This is a genomic window from Streptomyces sp. ITFR-21, assembly GCF_031844685.1.
GTDB lineage: Bacteria > Actinomycetota > Actinomycetes > Streptomycetales > Streptomycetaceae > Actinacidiphila.
Window position 1 is genome coordinate 6,185,304 of sequence record NZ_CP134605.1, and the last position, 18,725, is coordinate 6,204,028.

An 18,725-nucleotide genomic window follows, 5' to 3' on the forward strand; every position below is an offset into this window, starting at 1 on the left:
GCGGTGTCGGGTGGCTCATCGGCCGTCGGCGGGCAGCGGTGTACCCGGGCTTCCGGCCAGCCGGACCGGCAGGGCGGAGAACAGCTGGTGTGCGGCGTGCAGATTGGCCGTGACGTCCAGCGCCGGGTACAGCGCCCCGGCCTCGCGCCGGGGGTCGATGCCCTCGGCCCGGCACAGCAGATAGGCCAGGCACGCGCCCAGCCAGCCGGTGGAGCCGGGCTTGTCCCCGTACAGCGGCGTGTCCGGGTTGGCCCACCACAGCAGCAGGCAGCAGCCGGCGGCGTGCAGCCAGGCGAACCGCTCGGCCAGGTCGGCCGGTTCGGGCCGGCCCGCCGCGGGCTGCCCGCCGGCGCCGACCGCCTCTTCGGCCAGCTCGGTCAGCGCCGCGGCCAGCCGGGAGGCCCACGAGGCCGCCTCCGCGGCGCCGGGCCGTTCGCCGGTGCCGGCGGCCAGTTCGGCGGCCACGGCCAGCGCGCCGGTGGTCGCCAGGTCGCGGCCGCGGGCGTTGAGGTCCAGCCGGGACGGCTCGTACGGGGGCAGCTCGGCGTCCAGGGCGAACACCGTCCGCAGCGCGGCAAAGTCCGCGGCGGCGGGGCCGGAGCCGGCCGCGCCGGGGGCGGTCAGCGCCTTGGCCAGCGCCGGGAGCTGCCCGGCGAAGGAGCGCAGGTTGGCCAGCGCGCTGGTGTCCACCACCCGGACCAGCTCGGCGTCCCGGCGCACCTTCTGGAACATGCCCGCGCCCGGACCCTCGCCGCGCAGCACCGACCGGGTGGCCAGCACCCCGCCCAGCCGCCCGATCAGGTCCTCGGTGGCCTCGGCCACCACGTGCTTGGCGGCGCAGCCCCACACGCTGTAGGTCTCCGGCGCCACGTGCAGCCCGCGGGCGGCGACCAGGGCCACGGCGTCGGCGGCCAGCAGCGCCGCCGAGGCCAGGGCCACCTCCCGGCGCGGGTAGGACGCCTGGAGCAGCGGGGTGCGGCCGACCGCGCGGCCGGCCGCGAAGTCCAGGGTGACCCGCAGCGCGGTGTCCGCGCAGCCGAGACTGCCGGCCGTGCTCATCACCCGGACGATCTGCTGCGCCCGTACCGCCGCCTCCAGCGCCTGCCCGGTGTGCCCGACCAGGGCGTCGGCCGGCACCGGGAACCCCGCGAAGTCCAGGTGGGCGAAGTCGATGCCGCGCATTCCGGTGGTCCGCACCGGTGCCCCGCGGTCCAGACCGGAGCCCTCGGCGCCGTCCCGGTCCGGCAGGTCGAGCAGCACCGCGGAGAAGGCGGCGGGACCGCGCTCACCGGTCCTGGCCGCGACATAGGCCAGTTCGCAGCGCTGCCCGAGCCCGACCATCCACTTGCGGCCGGTCAGCGACCAGCCCCCGCCGTCCGCCGCCGGGGTCAGCCGGGCGGTGTTGGCGAGCAGGTCGCTGCCGTGGTCGGCCTCCGACAGCGCGAAGCCGATCGAGCCGCCGCGCCGCAGCACCGCCGCCGCCTTCTGCTGCTGCTCGGCCGAGCCGTGCAGCAGCAGACAGGTCAGCGCGGTGATGCTGAACATCGTGGCCGGCATGACGTTGAGGTCGCGCCGGGCCGCGGTGCGCACCAGCGTCAGACTGTCCGCGAAACCGGTGAACCCGCCACCCAGCTCCTCGGGCAGGTAGTTGAGGTGGAAGCCGGTCTCCCGCAGGGTCGCGGCCAGCTCGGTGGGGAACACGTCGTGCTCGTCGCGGGCGACGGCCGCGGCGAAACCCGCCGGGCCGTCGCCGGCGGTGCTGCCCAGCAGCCGCTCCAGCTCCTCGGCCGCGGCGACCCCGTTCACAGCGTCACCTCGGAGGAGCCGACCGTGGCCGCCGGCTCCAGGGGGGCCGGCCGGTAGTCCGACGCGGTGGCCGGGATGTGCACCCCGGCGGTGGCCAGCTGCGCCACCCGGGTGTGGAAGGCGGCCCCGGCCATCAGGTGATGGGCCACGTCCGCCACCCGGCGGTTGCCGGGCGCCTTCAGGTAGCTGGCCGTCACCCAGTCGTTGAAGCTGCCCATCGCCGGGCCGCACCAGATCTGGTAGTCGCCGGTGCGGTCGGCCGCGCCGGTCGCCGCCCAGCGCGAGGCCAGGCCCAGGTACGAGCGGAAGACCAGCGCCATCCGCCGCTTGGGGTTCTCCGCCGCACGGACCAGCTGCTCCGGGTCACGCCGTTCGAAGTACTCCACGCAGTCCTGCCAGACCTCCTCCAGCGGCTTGCGGAAGATCCGGGCCTCCAGCTGCTGCCGTTCGGCGGCCGGGATCGCGTCGAGGCCGGGGTACCGCTGGTACAGCTCGTACAGCCGCTTGGCCCGCATCGCGAACAGGGTGCCCTTCTTGAGCACCTGGAGTTCCACGCCCATCTCGAACATGTCCGCGGCCGGCGCCATCTCGCAGTCCGCGATACCGGCCTCGGCGAGCATCGCCTTGGCCTCCTTGGACGTGCCCGACTCCACGCAGGACTGGTTGACCGACCCGGTCACCACGTACGCGGCGCCCATCGCGAAGGCGGCGGACACCGCCAGCGGCGTACCGAGGCCGCCGGCCGCGCCGACCCGGATCGTGTTCGGGTAGCGGTGCTCGTTCTGCACCAGGTCGCGCAGCCGCAGCACGCTCGGCAGCAGCGCCGGCAGCGGGCGCCGGTCGGTGTGGCCGCCGGAGTCGGCCTCCACGGTGATGTCGTCGGCCATCGGCAGGTACTTGGCCAGGTCCGCCTGCTCGGGGGTGATGAGCCCCTGGGCGAGCAGCGAGCTGACCAGGGTGGCCGGCGCGGGCCGCATGAAGCGCTCGGCGGTCTCGGTCCTGGACACCTTCGCGATGACCCGGTTGCCGGCCACCGGGCGGCCCGCGGCGTCCCGGGTCAGGCCGCTCAGCCGGTAGCGCACCACGTGCGGCGTGAGGTCCATGAAGGCGGACGCCTCCACGCAGCGCACCTGGTAGCGCAGGAAGAGGTTGACGGCCTCGCGCTCCAGCCGCTCCTCGCTCGGGCTGTGGATCAGGTTGACGGCGTACGGCAGGCCGGGGATCTCGGCGGCGAACCGCCGGAGCGCCTCCTCGATGGACTCCGGCAGCTGGCCGCCGGCGCCGTACGACGCCAGGAAGCCGGCTCGGGCCAGCGAGATCACCATGTCGGCGGAGGCGATGCCGCCGGCCATGGCGCCGGCCAGGTAGGCGTGCCGCACACCGTGCGCGGCGCGGAAGGCGGGGGAGCCGAGGCGGTCGGGCGGCAGCGCCGGCACGGCGGCCAGCAGCGGCAGCCCGGGGGAGGCGGACGGGCTGCCGGTGACCGACACCCGGCCGCCGCTGACCGCGGCGATGCCCTCAGGGGTGCGGACGACGAAGCAGGGCTGCCGCAGGTCGGCCAGCGCCTGGTAGATGCCGGCCGGGGTGGCTTCCGGGTAGTGCTCTCCCCGCCACTGGAGCGGGGTGGTTGCGGTGTTCATGCTGTTGACGTCTCCTAGGGCGTCGCGGGAGCTGACGGTCGGTACACCGGAAGGTCACGGGGCAGGGCGGACCTCGATCGCCACGTCGGTGAGTTCGTAGATCCGCAGGCCCGGCTTCGCCAGGAAGGCGTCCGCGACCAGGACCAGCCGTCCTTCGGTGCGGCGCACGTCCTTGACGTGCACGTCGAACCGGAGTTCGCCGTCGCCGCGCAGGATCTGGCCGCGGTACTTCCAGCCCATCCGCACGTCGGTGGCCAGGGCGAAGCGGGGCCGCTCGATGCCCTCGGCCAGGTTCTGGTCCAGGACGAACAGCCGCATGGCCTGGAGGATGGCCTCCACACCGAGCGAGCCGGGCATCACCGGGTCGCGGTGGAAGTGGCAGTCGAAGTACCACTCGTCGTCGCGGACCTCGCGGTAGCCGTGCAGGTAGCCGGCGCCGTGCAGGCCGCCGTCGGCCACCAGGTCCACCCAGTCGACCAGGTCGAAGTGGTCGCCGGGCAGCCGCAGCAGCCCGCCGGCCGGGTCGGTGAACGCCGCGGCGCCCGCGCCCAGTTCGATCCGCCGCACCCGGGAGGGGTCGGGCTTCTCGCTCTCCAGCCAGGACGGCACGTAGGTGCCGTTGTCCAGGCCGACCTGGTTGGCCAGCGCCGCGTCGCTGAAGTAGCCGAACAGCGACTCGCCGACGTAGAACACCTCGCCGTCGGCCGACAGCTCGTAGGAGAACCGCTGCAGGACCGCGCCGGACACCGCGCTGGTCATCAGCAGTTTGGAGTGGTGGCGGATGGTCTTGTCCCGCAGGTCCACGTCCTTGACGACGGTGGCGTGCCCGTCGAGGTTGCGGATGCGGTACTCGGTGGTGGGCTGCGCCAGCGTGGCGCCCAGGTAGTAGCCGAGCAGGATGGCGGCCTGCAGCGAGGTCTCCATCAGCACGGCGTTCGGCAGGTGCGGGTACGGCGTCTGCCGGTAGTACCAGGCGTCGGCCGGCGAGTCGTACTCGGTGACCATCTCCGACCCGGGCGACAGGTCGCCGCGGGTGCCGGACAGGCTCATGATCCGGTCCACGAACTGGAAGTCGCCGTTGGGGATGTACGGGGCGCGCACGTTGCGGTAGATGTCGAACTCCGGGCCCATCGCGGTGCCCAGGTCGCCCTTGGCGGCGTGCGCCAGGTGCAGTTCGTTGATCATCGCCGGCTCGCCCAGCCGGTTGCGCCGGCCGAGGAAGACCGGTATCCCGCCGACACCCGGGCGGTACGGCGCGCCCTCCCGCTCACGGATCTGGATGCCGAAGTTCCGCATCCGGATGACCGCCTTGATGCCCAGGTACACCAGCACGTCCGCGACCACCGACGGGCGCGGCAGCATCGTCAGCTCCATCACCTCGATCTCGTAGCGGATCGAGGAGTGCTCGGGGGTGATCTGCCCGCGGACCTGCACCTCGGTCTGCAGACCGATGATGGTCTGGAACCGCGCGTCCGGCAGCACCAGGTGCATGCCCTGGTGCAGCAGGTACGTCTGGAGCGCCTGCACGGCGCCCTCGGCGACCATGGAGCCGGCCAGGACCGGGTCGTCGGAGAAGTGGCACTCGAAGTACCACGCCTGCGGGTCGAGGTTCTTGACCGCGGTGATCAGGCCGATGCCGCGCGGGCCGCCGGTGCGGTCCACGTCGACCTCGTCGATCATCCGCAGCTTCGCGTCCGGCATCCGCAGGGCCGAGTTCATGCCCGGGTCCTGGGCGTGCTCCGGGCCGAACACCTCGGCCACCCGGCCCTGGGCCAGCAGCTCCAGGTCCTCGGCGGTCAGGTGGTTGCGGTCGGTGCGGGCCAGCGGCTTGAACCAGGTGCGGGTCAGTTTCGCGCGCTGCGCCTTCTCCCGCTCGCTCTCCACCACGCCCAGCGGCGTGGCCAGTTCCTCGGCGTTGAAGAACCCGGCGCAGGCGTCCTTGAGCTCCAGGATCAGCTCGCCGTCGGCGTAGCAGAGGTAGCTGAAGAAGAACAGCGTGACCTCGCCCTGCCGGACGAAGCGGTTGATCGAGATGTCGTAGCGCAGCGTCTGACCGGTCTTCGGCAGGTCGCCGTGGAAGACCAGGGTGCTGTCCAGCAGGCGGTACATCCGCTTGCCCTGGTTGCGGAAGTCGATGCCCAGGTAGCTGATCAGCAGCAGGTCGCACTGCCCGGCCTCGATCGCCACGGCCGGCGGCACCCCGCCGTCCACCGCGTACCAGGCGTCCTCGGGGACGTCGTACTCGGTACGGATGAAGGACGGCCGGTAGTTGCCGGTCTCGGCGTCCAGCGCGGTGACGCGGGTGACGAAGTGGTACGGCGGCGCGGGCAGCCGGACCCGCTTGGCGTAGCCGTCGATCTCGGCGAACTCCGGGCCGAAGACGGCCGCGAGGCTGCCGGTGGCGAACTCCAGCAGGTCCTGCTGGTCCCACAGCACACCGTCCGGCTTGGCCCGTCCGACGATCTGCCCGGTGATCGGCTCGGCGGGGGGCGCGGCAGTAGGCGCGGCAGAAGGCGCGACGGGAGAGGCGATCGGAGGTGCGGCGGGCGGGGCGGGCGGCGCGGCCGGCGGCAGCGCCGCGACGGGTGGCGGCGGCTGGATCGCGGGGACGGCCGGTACCGGCGCTGCCGGCAGCGGGGCCGCCGGTACGGGCGCGGCGGGCGTGGGCGCGGCCGGCGCGGCGGCCGGGCCGAGCAGCGAACGCACCGCGGACAGCGCGCTGTCCTGGAGGACCTGCTGGGTCTCCATCACCACCAGATGGGTGTCGATCATCTGCCGCCGCATGTCGCGGACCAGGTCGGCGACGGCCGACGGCACCTCGCCCGGCGCGGCCGGCGTGGGCACGGCCGGCGTGGGCGCGGCCGGCGGCCGGGCGGCGGCCGGGTTCACCGCGGGACCGGCGAGCGGGGCGGCGGGAGCCGGTACGGGGGCGGGCGCCGCCGCGGGCGACCCGGCGGCGGGCGCCGCGGGGAGCGGTGCCGGCGCGACGGGCTCGTGCACCGCCCACGGCAGGAAGGAGACCGGCTCACCGTCGAAGACGATGGCCTCGGGCTCGGCGAGCGAGGGGTCGGCGGGCATCTGCTCTGGTTCCTCCCTGGAGGCGGCGGGCCGCTGGGGTACCGGCGGCGGGTCGAAGCGGTCGCCGCCGCCCGCCGGGCCGAGGGCGGCGGAGGTCAGGACCGGCGCGGCGCTGCGGCCGGCCGGCGCCGTGCGCGGTGCGGCGGCGGCCGCCGCGAGCAGCGGCCGGGCGCGTTCGGCGATCCGCTCCGGGATCGACTCGCCGCCGCCGACCGCGAAGGCCGGGCGGGCCGGCGCGGCGGCGGTCTGCGGCGCCTGGTCGAACAGCGCGGACAGGTCGACGGGCAGCCCGTGCGCGACGAGCCGGGCGACGAGCCCGGCGAGGCTGCGGGTGGACGACACACCGCGGCGGTCCACCCCCATCGCCACGTGCGCCCGCTCGCCCAGGGTGTCGTGCACCCAGCGCGTGCAGGTGGCGCCGGGGCCGACCTCGATGAAGTAGCGGTAGCCGCGGTCGTAGGCGGTCTCCACCAGCCGGGGAAAGTCGATGGTGTCCCGCAGCGTCCGGGCGATCCGCTCCGCCACGGTGGCCCGGTCCAGCGAACCGATCCGCCGGTAGTCGTACGCGCTGAACAGTTCGAGGTCGCCGGTGGAGCCGACCGGGTGGTCGTTGAGCTCGGCCAGGCCGGCCAGTTCGCCGTCCACCACCGAGCAGTGCATCACCGAGTTGACCGGCGAGCGGGCCGCCGGGCAGTCCAACTCCTTGATCAGCGCCCGGCACTGGCCGGGATCGCCCGCGATCACCACCTCGGCGGGGGTGTTGACGTGGGTGAGGAACACCCGCTCGTACCGGTCCACCGCCTCGCGCGCCCGGACCGGGTCGGTGAGCAGCACATGGCAGGCCCACACCGCGTCGTCGGGAGTGTCCTCCGGCAGCTCCCACAGCTCGCGGACGGTACGCCGCGGGCCCAGCAGCCGGTCGCGGAACAGCGGGGTGCTGCTGATCCGGTCGTCGCGGCGGGCGGCGCGCTCCCAGCCGCCGGTGGCGAAGAGCATGCTGCTCTCGCCGAGGCTGTAGCCGAACGCGCCGTGCGCGCGCACGCCCAGGATGTCGCGGACCAGGTCGGTGTAGAGGTTGGCGAAGGTGGTGCCGGTGGCCAGCATGAACGGCAGGTCGTCGCCGAGCCTGGCCTCCAGCTGCATCAGGTCGCGGCGCCCGGGGGTGACCTGGGTGCGCGGGTAGAGGTCGGCGGCCCGGAAGGTCCGGTCCGGTTCCGCCGCCTCCTCCTCGAAGCGGGCCAGCAGCTCGGGGAAGGCCCGGAACAGGTCCTGGCCGAGGCCGGGATAGGTGTTGAACGCTCCCGGGTAGACCAGCGCCACCTTGGCATCCGGTCCGATCGGCTGCCCGGTGAAGAAGCTCCCGGCCGGGGTGCTCCACTCCTTGCCCGCGGCGTGCGCCGCGGCCAGCCCGCCGACCGCCAGTTCCGCCTGCCGCAGCAGCTCGTCGCGGCCGGCGCCCACCAGCACGACCCGCAGCGCGGACCCGCCGCCGGCCGGCAGCCGGCGCACCGCTTCCAGCGAAAGCTGCCGGGCGTCCGCGCCGGCCGTCAACTCCTCGACGTGACGCCGGAGCTCGCCCAGCAACTGGTCCACGGACCCGCCGGCGAGCGGCAGCAGCAGCGGCCCGTCGGCCCGCTCCCAGGCCGGGTGGTACGGCTGCTGCCGGGTCTGCTCGGCGGAGACGACCAGCTGGCCGTGCGCCCCGCTGTCACCGACGAAGGTGACGGCCGCGAACCGCCGGGTGTCGCGGGTGCGGCGCAGCCACGGCCGGGAGGCGTCCGGTATGTACAGCGAGGAGGCGGCCAGCAGCGGCGCCGCCTCGTCGCTCGGGCGCTGCCAGGACGGGGTGCCCGGCAGGTAGCCGAGGTGCGCGCTGAGCACGGCGCGCAGCAGGCCGGCCATCTCGGCGGCGCCGCCGGCGTGCCCGATGTGCGCCTTGGCGCTGCCCAGCGCGACACTGCCGGAGCCGGCCGGGTACACCTCGGCCAGCGCGGTGAGTTCGGCCAGGTCGGTCGGCGTGTGGCCGGTGGCGCCCGCCTCGAGGTAGCCGATGTCGGCCGCGGTGATGCCGGCCTGGGCCAGCGACTCGGCCGCGGCGGCGGCCAGCAGCTTGGCGTCGGGCTGCGGCAGCCCCCCGGCCGCGGCGGCACCGTACCGTACGGCGACCGACTCCAGCCGGGCGTAGGCGGTGCGTTCGCCGCTGCCCGGCCGGGTGACGACCACAGCTCCGGCGCCCTCGCCGACCCGGGTGGCGGCCTGGCCGGCGCCGAAGGCGAGGCCGCTTTCGGCCGGGGTTGCCCGGCCGCCGTCGCGGGCGGCGCGCAGCAGCAGGTTCTCCGGCGAGCCGGCCAGGTCGACCGAGCCGACCAGGACGGCCTCCACGGTGTCGTCCAGCAGCAGCAGCCGGGCCACCCGCAGCGCCTCCGCGGTACCGGCGCCGTCGGCGGAGATGGTGAACGACGGGCCGGTGAAGTTCCACAGCGAGGAGATCCGGCTGGTCATGATGTTGCCGATGTAGCTCAGCACCTCGTTGGCGACGATCGGCTGGTGCACACCGTCGCGGGCGATCCGGAACAGCTCGGCGCGCTGCTCGTCGGTCAGCGTCAGACCGGAGCCGTCGTACGCCGCGCGCAGGAAGGAGTCCAGTCCGTAGCGCGCCAGGTGCAGATGGGCGCTGGGCTCGATCTCCATGGCGATGACCACCGCGATCCGGCGCGGGGCCGGCGAGGTGCGGCCGGCGGCCGGGGCGCGGGAGTACCCCGCGTCGCGCAGCGCCTCGTCGGCCACCTGGGAGACCAGGGCGTGCTGGAGGTTGTAGTTGCGCAGGTCGGCCGGCGGGATGCGGTGGTCGATCGGGTCGAGCGGGACGGTGTCGGTGAACGCCCCGGTCGGCACCGTGGCACCCGCGAGCGAGGCCGCGGCCAGCACACCGTCGCCGGTCCGCTCCAGACCCCGCCAGCGGCGGGCCGGCAGCGGGCCGTACGCGTCACGCCCGTCGAACAGCGCCCGCTCGAAGGCGTCGGCGCTGTCCAGTGGCCCGAAGTGGGCGCCGATCCCGACCACGTCGAGAGCCGCGGGGGCCGGCTCGCCGCCGTCCCCGGCCGCCAGGGCGGTGCCGGGGTCCGCCGGGGGAGAGGAGAGCACCACGTGCGCGTTGGTGCCGCCGAAGCCGAACGCGGAGACCGCGGCCCGGCGGACCTCGCCGCGCTGCGGCCAGTCCCGGCCGCTGCGCACCATGATGTCGTCGCCGACCCCGCCGCTGGGCGCCAGCGGCTTGGCGACGCCGGGCGTGGGCGGGATGTAGCCGTGCTGCATGGCCAGGATGACCTTGATCATGCTGCTCAGCCCGGCGACGGTCAGCAGGTGGCCGATGTTGCCCTTGACCGAGCCGATCGGCGGCACCTGGCCGTGGGCGCCGAAGAAGTCCACCACCGAGTCCAGCTCGGTGCGGTCGCCGACCGGGGTGCCGGTGGCGTGGCACTCCAGGTAGTCGATGTCGGACGGCGCGACACCGGCCTGGGCGTAGGCGTGTTCGTACGCCCGGCGCTGGCCGTCCGGGTTGGGGAGCAGCAGATGGCGGCCGGCGCCGTCGTTGGACAGCCCGATGCCGTCGACGATCGCGTAGATCCGGTCGCCGTCGGCGACCGCGTCGGCCAGTCGGCGGACCGCCAGCATGCCGGCGCCCTGGCCGGTGAGGATGCCGCCGGAGGCGGCGTCGAAGGGCTGGCTGAAACCGTTCTCCGGGTACGCGTGCAGGTCGGAGAACGACAGGTGGATGAGGGTCGGGTCCGGGGCGCACACCCCGCCGGCCAGTGCCAGGTCGGCCTGCCCGGACTCCAGGTGGTCGCAGGCCAGCTTCAGCGCGTACAGCGCGGAGGAGCAGGCGGCGTCCAGCGCGTACCGGGGGCCGCCCAGGCCCAGCGCGGCGGCGGCGACCGCCGCCGGGGCGCCGCTGACCCGGATGTCCTCGGCGGCCGGTCCGGCCGCCGCCCAGTCCGGGTCGGCGGGCACCGGCCCGGAGCCGGGCAGCCCGGCGGTCCGCAGCCCGTGCAGCACGGCCTGTTCGACCAGCGGCAGGCTGACCCGGGCCGAGGCGGGCGTCGGGAAGGAGTAGTTGCCGAAGACCAGCGCGGTACGGTCCAGCAGGTCCGTCCGCTCGGCGTGGCCGCTGTCGCGCAGCGCCTCGCGCCCGGTGTGCAGGGTCCAGTGGTAGAGGCGGTCGAGCCGGCTCAGGTAGTCCGCGTCGAGCCGGTAGCCGGCGGGGTCGAAGGCGAAGTCGGTGACGAAGCCGCCCCGCGCGCAGTAGATCCGGTGGTCCGGGTCGGCGTCGCCCGGCGGGGGCGGCGGTCCGAAGACCTCTTCGCCGCCCTCACGGCGGCTGTCGGTTCCGGCCCGCAGGTTCTCCCAGAAGCTGGCCGGGGAGGTCGCACCAGGGAAAAGGCAGGAAAGGCCGACGATGGCGAACTTGCTCATGCGGACTGTGGTTCCCTCCATGCTGGGTGCCGGGGCCGGGCGCGGCAGCGCCCGGCCCCGGCGGGGCGACATCGTCAGCTGTTCACGAACTTGGCGGCCAGCTGCGGAGCCGCGGCCACCGACACACCGCCGAACCGGGCGAGGACCTGCCCGTCGGGAGCGCACGCGGTCACCGTGAGCTTGGTGATCGCGGAGTTCGGGTCGGCTGCGGGGTCCACGGGCTCGACCACCACCAGGAAGGGGCCACCGTCGGGCAGCACCTCGTACAGCTCGGCCTCGGCCACCGCCAGCGGCAGGCTCGCCGTGCCGCGGTGCAGCCGGGTCCAGACCAGTGCGGCCTGGAGCAGCAGGTCGGCCGTGCCGGGGCCGTACAGCGTGCCGGCGAACGCGCCGCCGGCCGCGGCCGGTTCGGCCAGCTCGCACTCCAGCACCAGACGGTTGCCGTCCTCGGCCGCCACCTTGCGGATGCCGCGCAGCGCGGGCCCGTGGAACAGCGTCCCGTCCTGGTACAGCCCCGCCGCGTCGCGGCCGGAGCCCAGGGCGGGCAGCCCGGTCAGCCGGGGCCGGTCGGGACCGGCCGCGGACAGCTCCACCTTCGCCGAGTACCGCGGCCGGGCCGCGCCCTCGCCGTCACCGGACTCGATGAGCACCTCGGCGCCCGAGCCGTCGGCGGTGGCCTGGGCCCGCAGCCGCAGCCGGTCGTGCTCGTCGGTGCCGAGCACGACGCCCTTGAGGACGGCGAAGTCCCGTACCCGGCCGACGCTCGCGCCGGTGACGCGCTCCACCGCGCCGATCGCCCAGCCGAGGGCGAGGGCCGCCGGCAGCACCGGCGTGTCACCGATGACGTGGTCGGTCACCAGCGGGGTGTCGGCCAGCGTGGACAGCTCCCGCTGCACCACGACCGGGGTCGGCGGGACCACCACCGGCCGGGATGACAGCGGGGTGGTCGGCCCGAGCACGGTCACCACGTCGCCGCCGCGGTCCGCCGCGAACTGCTCGGTGAACAGGCGCGGGCCGGTCCGGGCGCCGATCAGCGCGATGCCCCGCTCGGCGAACACCTCCTTGATCTGCGGTGACACCATGCCGCTGTCCCAGGCACCCCAGTTCACCGAGGTGACCCGGCTGTCGGGGTGGCGCAGCTTGAAGGACGACGCCCAGGTGTTCAGCACCTCGTTGGCCATGGCGTAGTCCGACTGCCCGCGGTTGCCGAAGAAGCCGGCCACCGAGGAGAACAGCACCACGTGCCGCAGCCGCTCCTCGGGCAGCGCCTGCACGACGGCCCGCAGACCGTCCAGCTTCGGCGCGAACACCCGCTCGATCTCGGCGGCCTTCTTCTGCTCGATGAGCTGGTCGGCCAGCACCCCGGCGCCGTGCACCAGACCGGTGACCCGGTCGGCGTACGGGGCCAGCGCCGCCTTCAGCGCCGCGCCGTCGGTGATGTCCACCGCCAGGTACTCGGCGGTGCCGCCGGCCGCGTGCACCTCGTCGAGGGTGTGCCGGATCTCGCGAACCGCGACCACCGACTGGTACAGCTGCTCCACGCGCTTGGGCACCGGCTTCTCGCCCTGCTCGCGCAGGTGGCCGACGGCGGCGGCCTTCAGGTCGGCCGGGCCGTACAGGCCGGCCGCCCAACCGGGCTCCTCCGCCAGCGGGGTGCGGCCGAGCAGCAGCAGCCCCGTGTGGTAGCGGCCGGCCAGGTCCACCACGCAGCTCGCCGTGATGCCCCGGCCGCCACCGGTGACCACCAGCAGGTCGTCGGCGGTCGGTTCGGGCGGCAGCGCGCCGGCGTGCCCGGCCCGCTCGGCGAACGGGGTGCCGGCCAGCGACAGGGCCGCGCGTCCGACGCCGTCCCGGGCGACCTGCACCGGGCCGACCGCCGCGTCGAGGAGTTCCGCGATCACCAGGGCGGCGGCCTCGGCCGGGTCCAGACCCGGCGCGAGGTCGACACCTCGGGTGAACACCTCGGGCGCCTCGATGGCGAGCGTCTTGACCAGGCCGCCGTATCCGCCGGCCGGGGCCAGCTGCTCGGCGACACCGCGCAGGCCGAAGGCGCCGTCCAGGGCGGTGACGGTGACGAAGGCGGTCCGACCGGTCGCGGCGGCCTCGCGCAGCGGCGCCACCACGTGCTTGGCGATCAGCAGGCCGTGCGCCAGCCGGCGTACGCCCTCCCGCCAGTCCAGGTCCTGCCGGGTGGCGGGCAGCAGCACCAGGCGCGGCTGCCGGTCGGTGATCTCCTTGGTCCGGGCGGCCAGTTCTGCCGTGCCCCAGCCGGACAGCGCGTGGTCCGTGCCGTCCGTCAGCCGCGCGGTCACCTCGGGCAGCCGCAGTACGGCGATCTGCCAGCCGTCGGCGGTCAGCCGCTGGGCGAGCGCCGGTACGAGGTCGCTCCCGTCGTCCACCAGCAGCGCCGTGGAGCCCTCGGGGAAGGCCCCGACCAGCTGGTCCGGCTCGGGCAGCGGCGTCAGCACCGCCTGGCCCCGGCCGATCCCCGCCTGGTCCGCGGACCCGTCGGGCGTGACCGCCGTCTCCGGCGCGGCCGTGGCCGGCTCGGCGGCCGCGGCACCGCTCAGGTCGGCGATGAAATTGGTGATGTCGCTCAGCGTGCGGAGCTCGGCGAGCTGCTCGGGACCGGCCGACGAGGAGGTCGGGAAGCGTTCTTGGAGGGTGCCCATGATTTCGACGCGCTTGATGGAGTCGATGCCGAGGTCGGCTTCGATGTCCATGCCGAGGTCGAGCATGTCGGTGGGGTAGCCGGTTTTCTCGGCGACGACTTCGAGCAGTGCGGCCTGTACGGCGGCCGGGTCGACGGCCCCACCGGGCGCCGTCGGAGCGGCTTCCGGAGCGCCGCCGGCGGCGGCACCGGTGCTGTTGCTGATGAAGTTGGTGATGTCGCTGAGGGTGCGGAGTTCGGCGAGTGCTTCGGGGCCGGCGTGGGAGTCGGTGGGGAAGCGTTCTTGGAGGGTGCCCATGATTTCGACGCGCTTGATGGAGTCGATGCCGAGGTCGGCTTCGATGTCCATGCCGGGGTCGAGCATGTCGGTGGGGTAGCCGGTTTTCTCGGCGACGACTTCGAGCAGTGCGGCCTGTACGGCGGCCGGGTCGATCGCCGCGGTTGCCGTCGCCGTCGCCGTTGCCGCCACGGTGGGTGCGGCGCTCGGGACGGCTGCGGTGGTGGGGGCGGAGCTGGTCTGGCTGCTGATGAAGTTGGTGATGTCGCTGAGGGTGCGGAGTTCGGCGAGTGCTTCGGGGCCGGCGTGCGATTCGGTCGGGAAGCGTTCTTGGAGGGTGCCCATGATTTCGACGCGCTTGATGGAGTCGATGCCGAGGTCGGCTTCGATGTCCATGCCGGGGTCGAGCATGTCGGTGGGGTAGCCGGTTTTCTCGGCGACGACTTCGAGCAGCGCGGCCTGTACGGCGGCCGGGTCGATCGCCGCGGTTGCCGTCGCCGTCGCCGCCGCGGGCGCGGTGGCGGGGGCGGAGCTGGTCTGGCTGCTGATGAAGTTGGTGATGTCGCTGAGGGTGCGGAGTTCGGCGAGTGCTTCGGGGCCGGCGTGCGATTCGGTCGGGAACCGCTCCTGGAGGGTGCCCATGATTTCGACGCGCTTGATGGAGTCGATGCCGAGGTCGGCTTCGATGTCCATGCCGGGGTCGAGCATGTCGGTGGGGTAGCCGGTTTTCTCGGCGACGACTTCGAGCAGTGCGGCCTGTACGGCGGCCGGGTCGATCGCCGCGGTTGCCGTCGCCGTCGCCGTTGCCGCCACGGTGGGTGCGGCGCTCGGGACGGCTGCGGTGGTGGGGGCGGAGCTGGTCCGGCTGCTGATGAAGTTGGTGATGTCGCTGAGGGTGCGGAGTTCGGCGAGTGCTTCGGGGCCGGCGTGCGATTCGGTCGGGAACCGCTCCTGGAGGGTGCCCATGATTTCGACGCGCTTGATGGAGTCGATGCCGAGGTCGGCTTCGATGTCCATGCCCGGTTCCAGCATGTCGGTCGGGTAGCCGGTCTTCTCCGAGACCACTTCGAGCAGCGCCGCCTGCACCGCCGCCGGGTCCACGGACGGACCCGCGGCGGTGGCGGGTGCCGGAGCGGGCACCACGGCCGGCGCCGCCGGAGCGGGAACCGGAGCCGGGGCGAACGCCGGAGCCGCGACGGGCGCGGGAGCCGGCGCCGCCGGAGCGGCGGGCAGTGCCAGGGCCGGCGTGGCCGGGGCCGCAGGGAGGGCCGGGGCGGGCGCCGGGGTGTACGGCGGCAGCGCGGCGGGCGCCGGCGGGACGAACGCGGCGGGCGCGATCGGCGCCGCCGGTGCGGCGGGGGCGGCCGGTGCGGCGGCAGGCGCCGCCCCGTACTCGAAGCCGGCCAGCTCCCGCAGGATCTCGTTGGCCCGCAGGTGCGTCCGGCCGATCGCCAGCCCGTGCTCCTTGACCGCCGAGACACCCGGCAGGACCTCGTTGACCCGGCCCTGGCCCGCTGCCTGGGTCAGCAGCTCGGTCAGCTGCCGGACGCTGTCGAGCTGTCCGTTCAAATACTGGTCGTGCAGTGACAGATGGTCGGCGACCAGGCTGTCCAGCCGCCCGGGGGCCGCGGGAGCGGCCGGCTGGACGGAGGGTGTCTCCTCGGTCACGGTGAGCCTGTCTGAGAGATCGGCCGATGGCGCGGGGGCCACGGCGTCCGGCGTCCGCGGCAGCGGCACGCCCGCAGGACCGGCCGACGAGGCGACCGCCGCGGGCACCTGGGCCGGTACGGGGGCAGGGGCGGGGGCAGGCGCGGGCGTCACCACCGGCGCGGGCGCAGGCGGCGTGGGCGCGGGAAGCGCCGGGGCGGCGGCCTCGGCCGACCGCGCGCCGACACCGGCGGCGACCGGCACGGCGACCGGCGCCGCGGGCGCCGGAAGCACCACGCGGTAGCCGTTGTCCAAGGCGTCGCGGTACTTGGCCTTGCGCGCGTCCGAGACGTAGTTGATGCCGTTGAGGGGAATCGTCATCCCCTTGACCGGCTTCTCGGCCACGACGGGCGCGGTGTAGCGGTCGGCGGTCCCCAGCGGCAGGCCCAGTACGGCGAGCTGCGCCACCGCGCGCTTGAGCGCGAGGTCCGCGTCCTGGTTCGGTCCGGCGTCCAGGGACAGCACGGTGTGCTCGCGCTCCCCGAGGATGTCGCGCACCAGCCGGGCCAGCACGCCCCGGGGGCCGAACTCCACGAAGGTGCGGAAGCCCGCCGCGTACATCTCCTCCACCCGGTCGGCGAACGCCACCGGGTTGACCAGCTGCTCGGCCAGCACCCGGCGGTTGTCCTCGACGCTGTCGCCGTACGCGGCGCCCGGCGTGTTGGCGAACACCGGTCCGCGCGGGGCGCGGATCTCGGCGCCGTCCACGCTGCCCCGGAACGCCTCCAGTGCGTGGGCGACGAACGGGGTGTGGAACGCGGCCGACACGGGCAGCCGCTTGGCGCGCACGCCCGCCTGCTCGGCGGCGGCCAGCAGCCGGACCACCGACTCGGTGGAGCCGCCGACCACGGTCTGCTCGGGGGCGTTGCGGTTGCAGACTGCCAGATCCTCGATGCCGGCCATCAGCGCGAGGGTGGCCTGCTCGGAGGCGGTCACCGCGACCATCGCGCCCGCGTCGAAGCCCTCGGTGTCCGGCGGCGCCATCGCGGCGCCCCGGGCCCGGGCCAGCGACAGGAACGTCGCGTCGTCCACGGCGTCGGCCGCCCACAGCGCGGTCAGCTCGCCGAAGCTGTGGCCGAGGAACCCGTCCGCGGCGAAGCCCAGTTCCCGCAGGTAGCGGTAGTGGCCCATGGACAGCGCGCCGATCGCCGGCTGGGCGTACTCGGTGCGGCGCAGCGACTCCTCCTGCACCTGCCGCTGCCCGTCGTTGAAGGCCGGCGGCGGGAAGGCGACCCGGGACAGCGTCTCGGTGCCCTGGAAGTACTGGTTGGCCTGGTCGAACGCGGTCCGCAGCGGCGGCAGCGCCATGACGGCGGTGCGCCCGGCGTCCACGTACTGGCTGCCCTGGCCGGCGAAGAGCGCGCCGATCTTGCCGGGGTCGGCCGCCTGCGCGCGGAAGAAGACACCCTTCGGGTGCGTCCAGTGCGCGGCGTCCGGCCGGGCCCGCAGGCCGTCGAGGGCGAGCCCGCGCAGCTCCTCCAGCTGCTCCCCGCCGTTGGCGGCCAGCGCGATCCGGGCGTGGCCGGCGGGCGCCGGGCCCTGCGCGGCGGGGGCGCCGGAGGCCAGCAGGGCCGTGAGCGCGGCGGTGTCCGGGGCGTGCCACAGGTGCACGGCCGCCACCGGGGCGACCGTCTGCACCTCGCTGTCGTCGCCGTACTCCTGGAGCACGACGTGGAAGTTGGTGCCGCCGAAGCCGAACGAGGAGATGGCCGCGCGGCGCTGCGGGCGCTCCGGGTCGCGGATCCACGGCCGGCTGACGGTGTTGACGTAGAACGGGCTGTCGCCGAAGCCGATCGCCGGGCTGGGCGTGCTCACGTTGATGGTGGGCGGCAGTACCCGCTGGTGCAGGGCCAGCGACAGCTTGATCAGTCCGGCGGCGCCGGCGGCGGCCTTGGTGTGGCCGATCTGGGACTTGACGCTGCCGACCGCCGCGTACTGGCGCTGCTTGGTGCTGTCGCCGACCACCTCGGCGAGCGCCGACAGCTCGGTGGCGTCGCCGACCGCCGTACCGGTGCCGTGCGCCTCGAACAGCTCCACCGAGCTGGGCGAGCAGTCCGCGTCCTCGTAGGCGCGGCGCAGGGCGACGGTCTGGCCCTCCTTGCGGGGGGCGTAGATGGACTTGAAGCGCCCGTCGCTGGAGGAGCCCAGGCCCCGCAGCACCGCGTAGATCCGGTTGCCGTCGCGCTCGGCGTCGGCCAGCCGGCGCAGCGCCAGCATGCCGATGCCCTCGCCGATCAGCGTGCCGTCCGCGTTCTCGTCGAACGGGCGGATGTTGCCGGTCTTGGAGAAGGCCGGGGTCTTGCTGAAGCACAGGTACATGAAGATGGTGTTCTCGGCGTCGCAGCCGCCGGTCAGCATCATGTCGGCGCGGCCTTCGAGCAGTTCGCTGGCCGCGGCCTTGAGCGCGCCCAGCGAGCTGGCGCACGCCGCGTCGATGGTCATGTTGGTGCCGCCGAGGTCGAGCCGGTTGGCGATCCGGCCGGCCACCACGTTCCCCAGCATGCCGGGGAAGGAGTTCTCCTCCCACGGCGCGAAGGCGAGCTTGAACTTCTCCGCGATCTCCTCGGCGTCCCGCTCGGACAGGCCGCAGCTGCGGACCACTTCCTTGAGCACCGGTGTCTGGAGCCGGGCGGACAGCGGCTGGGTGAGCTGGTTGGCGCCGGTGATGCCGAGGATGACACCGGTCCGGGTCGGGTCGTACCAGGACTTGCCGGCGTCGGCGTCCTTCAGCGCGTCACGGGCCACGACCAGGCTCAGCAGCTGGAGGACGTCGGTGACCTCCAGGGTGTTCGGCGGCAGGCCGAACTCCAGCGGGTTGAACGGCACGGTCGGCATGAAGCCGCCGCGCTTGGCGTAGGTCTTGTCCGGTGCCGACGGGTCGGGGTCGTAGTACTCGTTGACGTCCCAGTGGCCGGCCGGCACATCTTCGATGCAGTCGGCCGCCGAGACCACGTTGCCCCAGAACTGCCGCAGGTTGGCGGACTTGGGGTAGAGCGCGGACAGACCGACGATGGCTATGGGATCGCGCGCGAGCCGACGGTCGAGGTCGGCTCCCTGGTTACGGTTCACTGAG

The 18,725-nt window shown here is 74.4% G+C and carries 4 protein-coding genes; all 4 read right to left on the reverse strand.

Annotated features, from left to right (window positions below; genetic code table 11):
- Positions 1-15: 15 nt before the first annotated feature.
- Positions 16-1,806, reverse strand: coding sequence for an acyl-CoA dehydrogenase family protein (locus RLT57_RS27535; protein ID WP_311299943.1), 1,791 nt, complete (start codon positions 1,804-1,806; stop codon positions 16-18).
- The gene (locus RLT57_RS27540) at positions 1,803-3,446 is read right to left on the reverse strand and encodes a PfaD family polyunsaturated fatty acid/polyketide biosynthesis protein (protein ID WP_311299944.1); all 1,644 of its coding nucleotides are present in this window, start codon (positions 3,444-3,446) and stop codon (positions 1,803-1,805) included. Before RLT57_RS27540 ends, RLT57_RS27535 begins: the two co-directional genes overlap by 4 nt.
- Before the next feature lie 54 nt (positions 3,447-3,500).
- The gene (locus RLT57_RS27545; protein ID WP_311299945.1) at positions 3,501-10,997 is read right to left on the reverse strand and encodes a beta-ketoacyl synthase N-terminal-like domain-containing protein; all 7,497 of its coding nucleotides are present in this window, start codon (positions 10,995-10,997) and stop codon (positions 3,501-3,503) included.
- Positions 10,998-11,071: 74 nt separating this feature from the next.
- The gene (locus tag RLT57_RS27550) at positions 11,072-18,721 is read right to left on the reverse strand and encodes an SDR family NAD(P)-dependent oxidoreductase (RefSeq protein WP_311299946.1); all 7,650 of its coding nucleotides are present in this window, start codon (positions 18,719-18,721) and stop codon (positions 11,072-11,074) included.
- Positions 18,722-18,725: the final 4 nt, after the last annotated feature.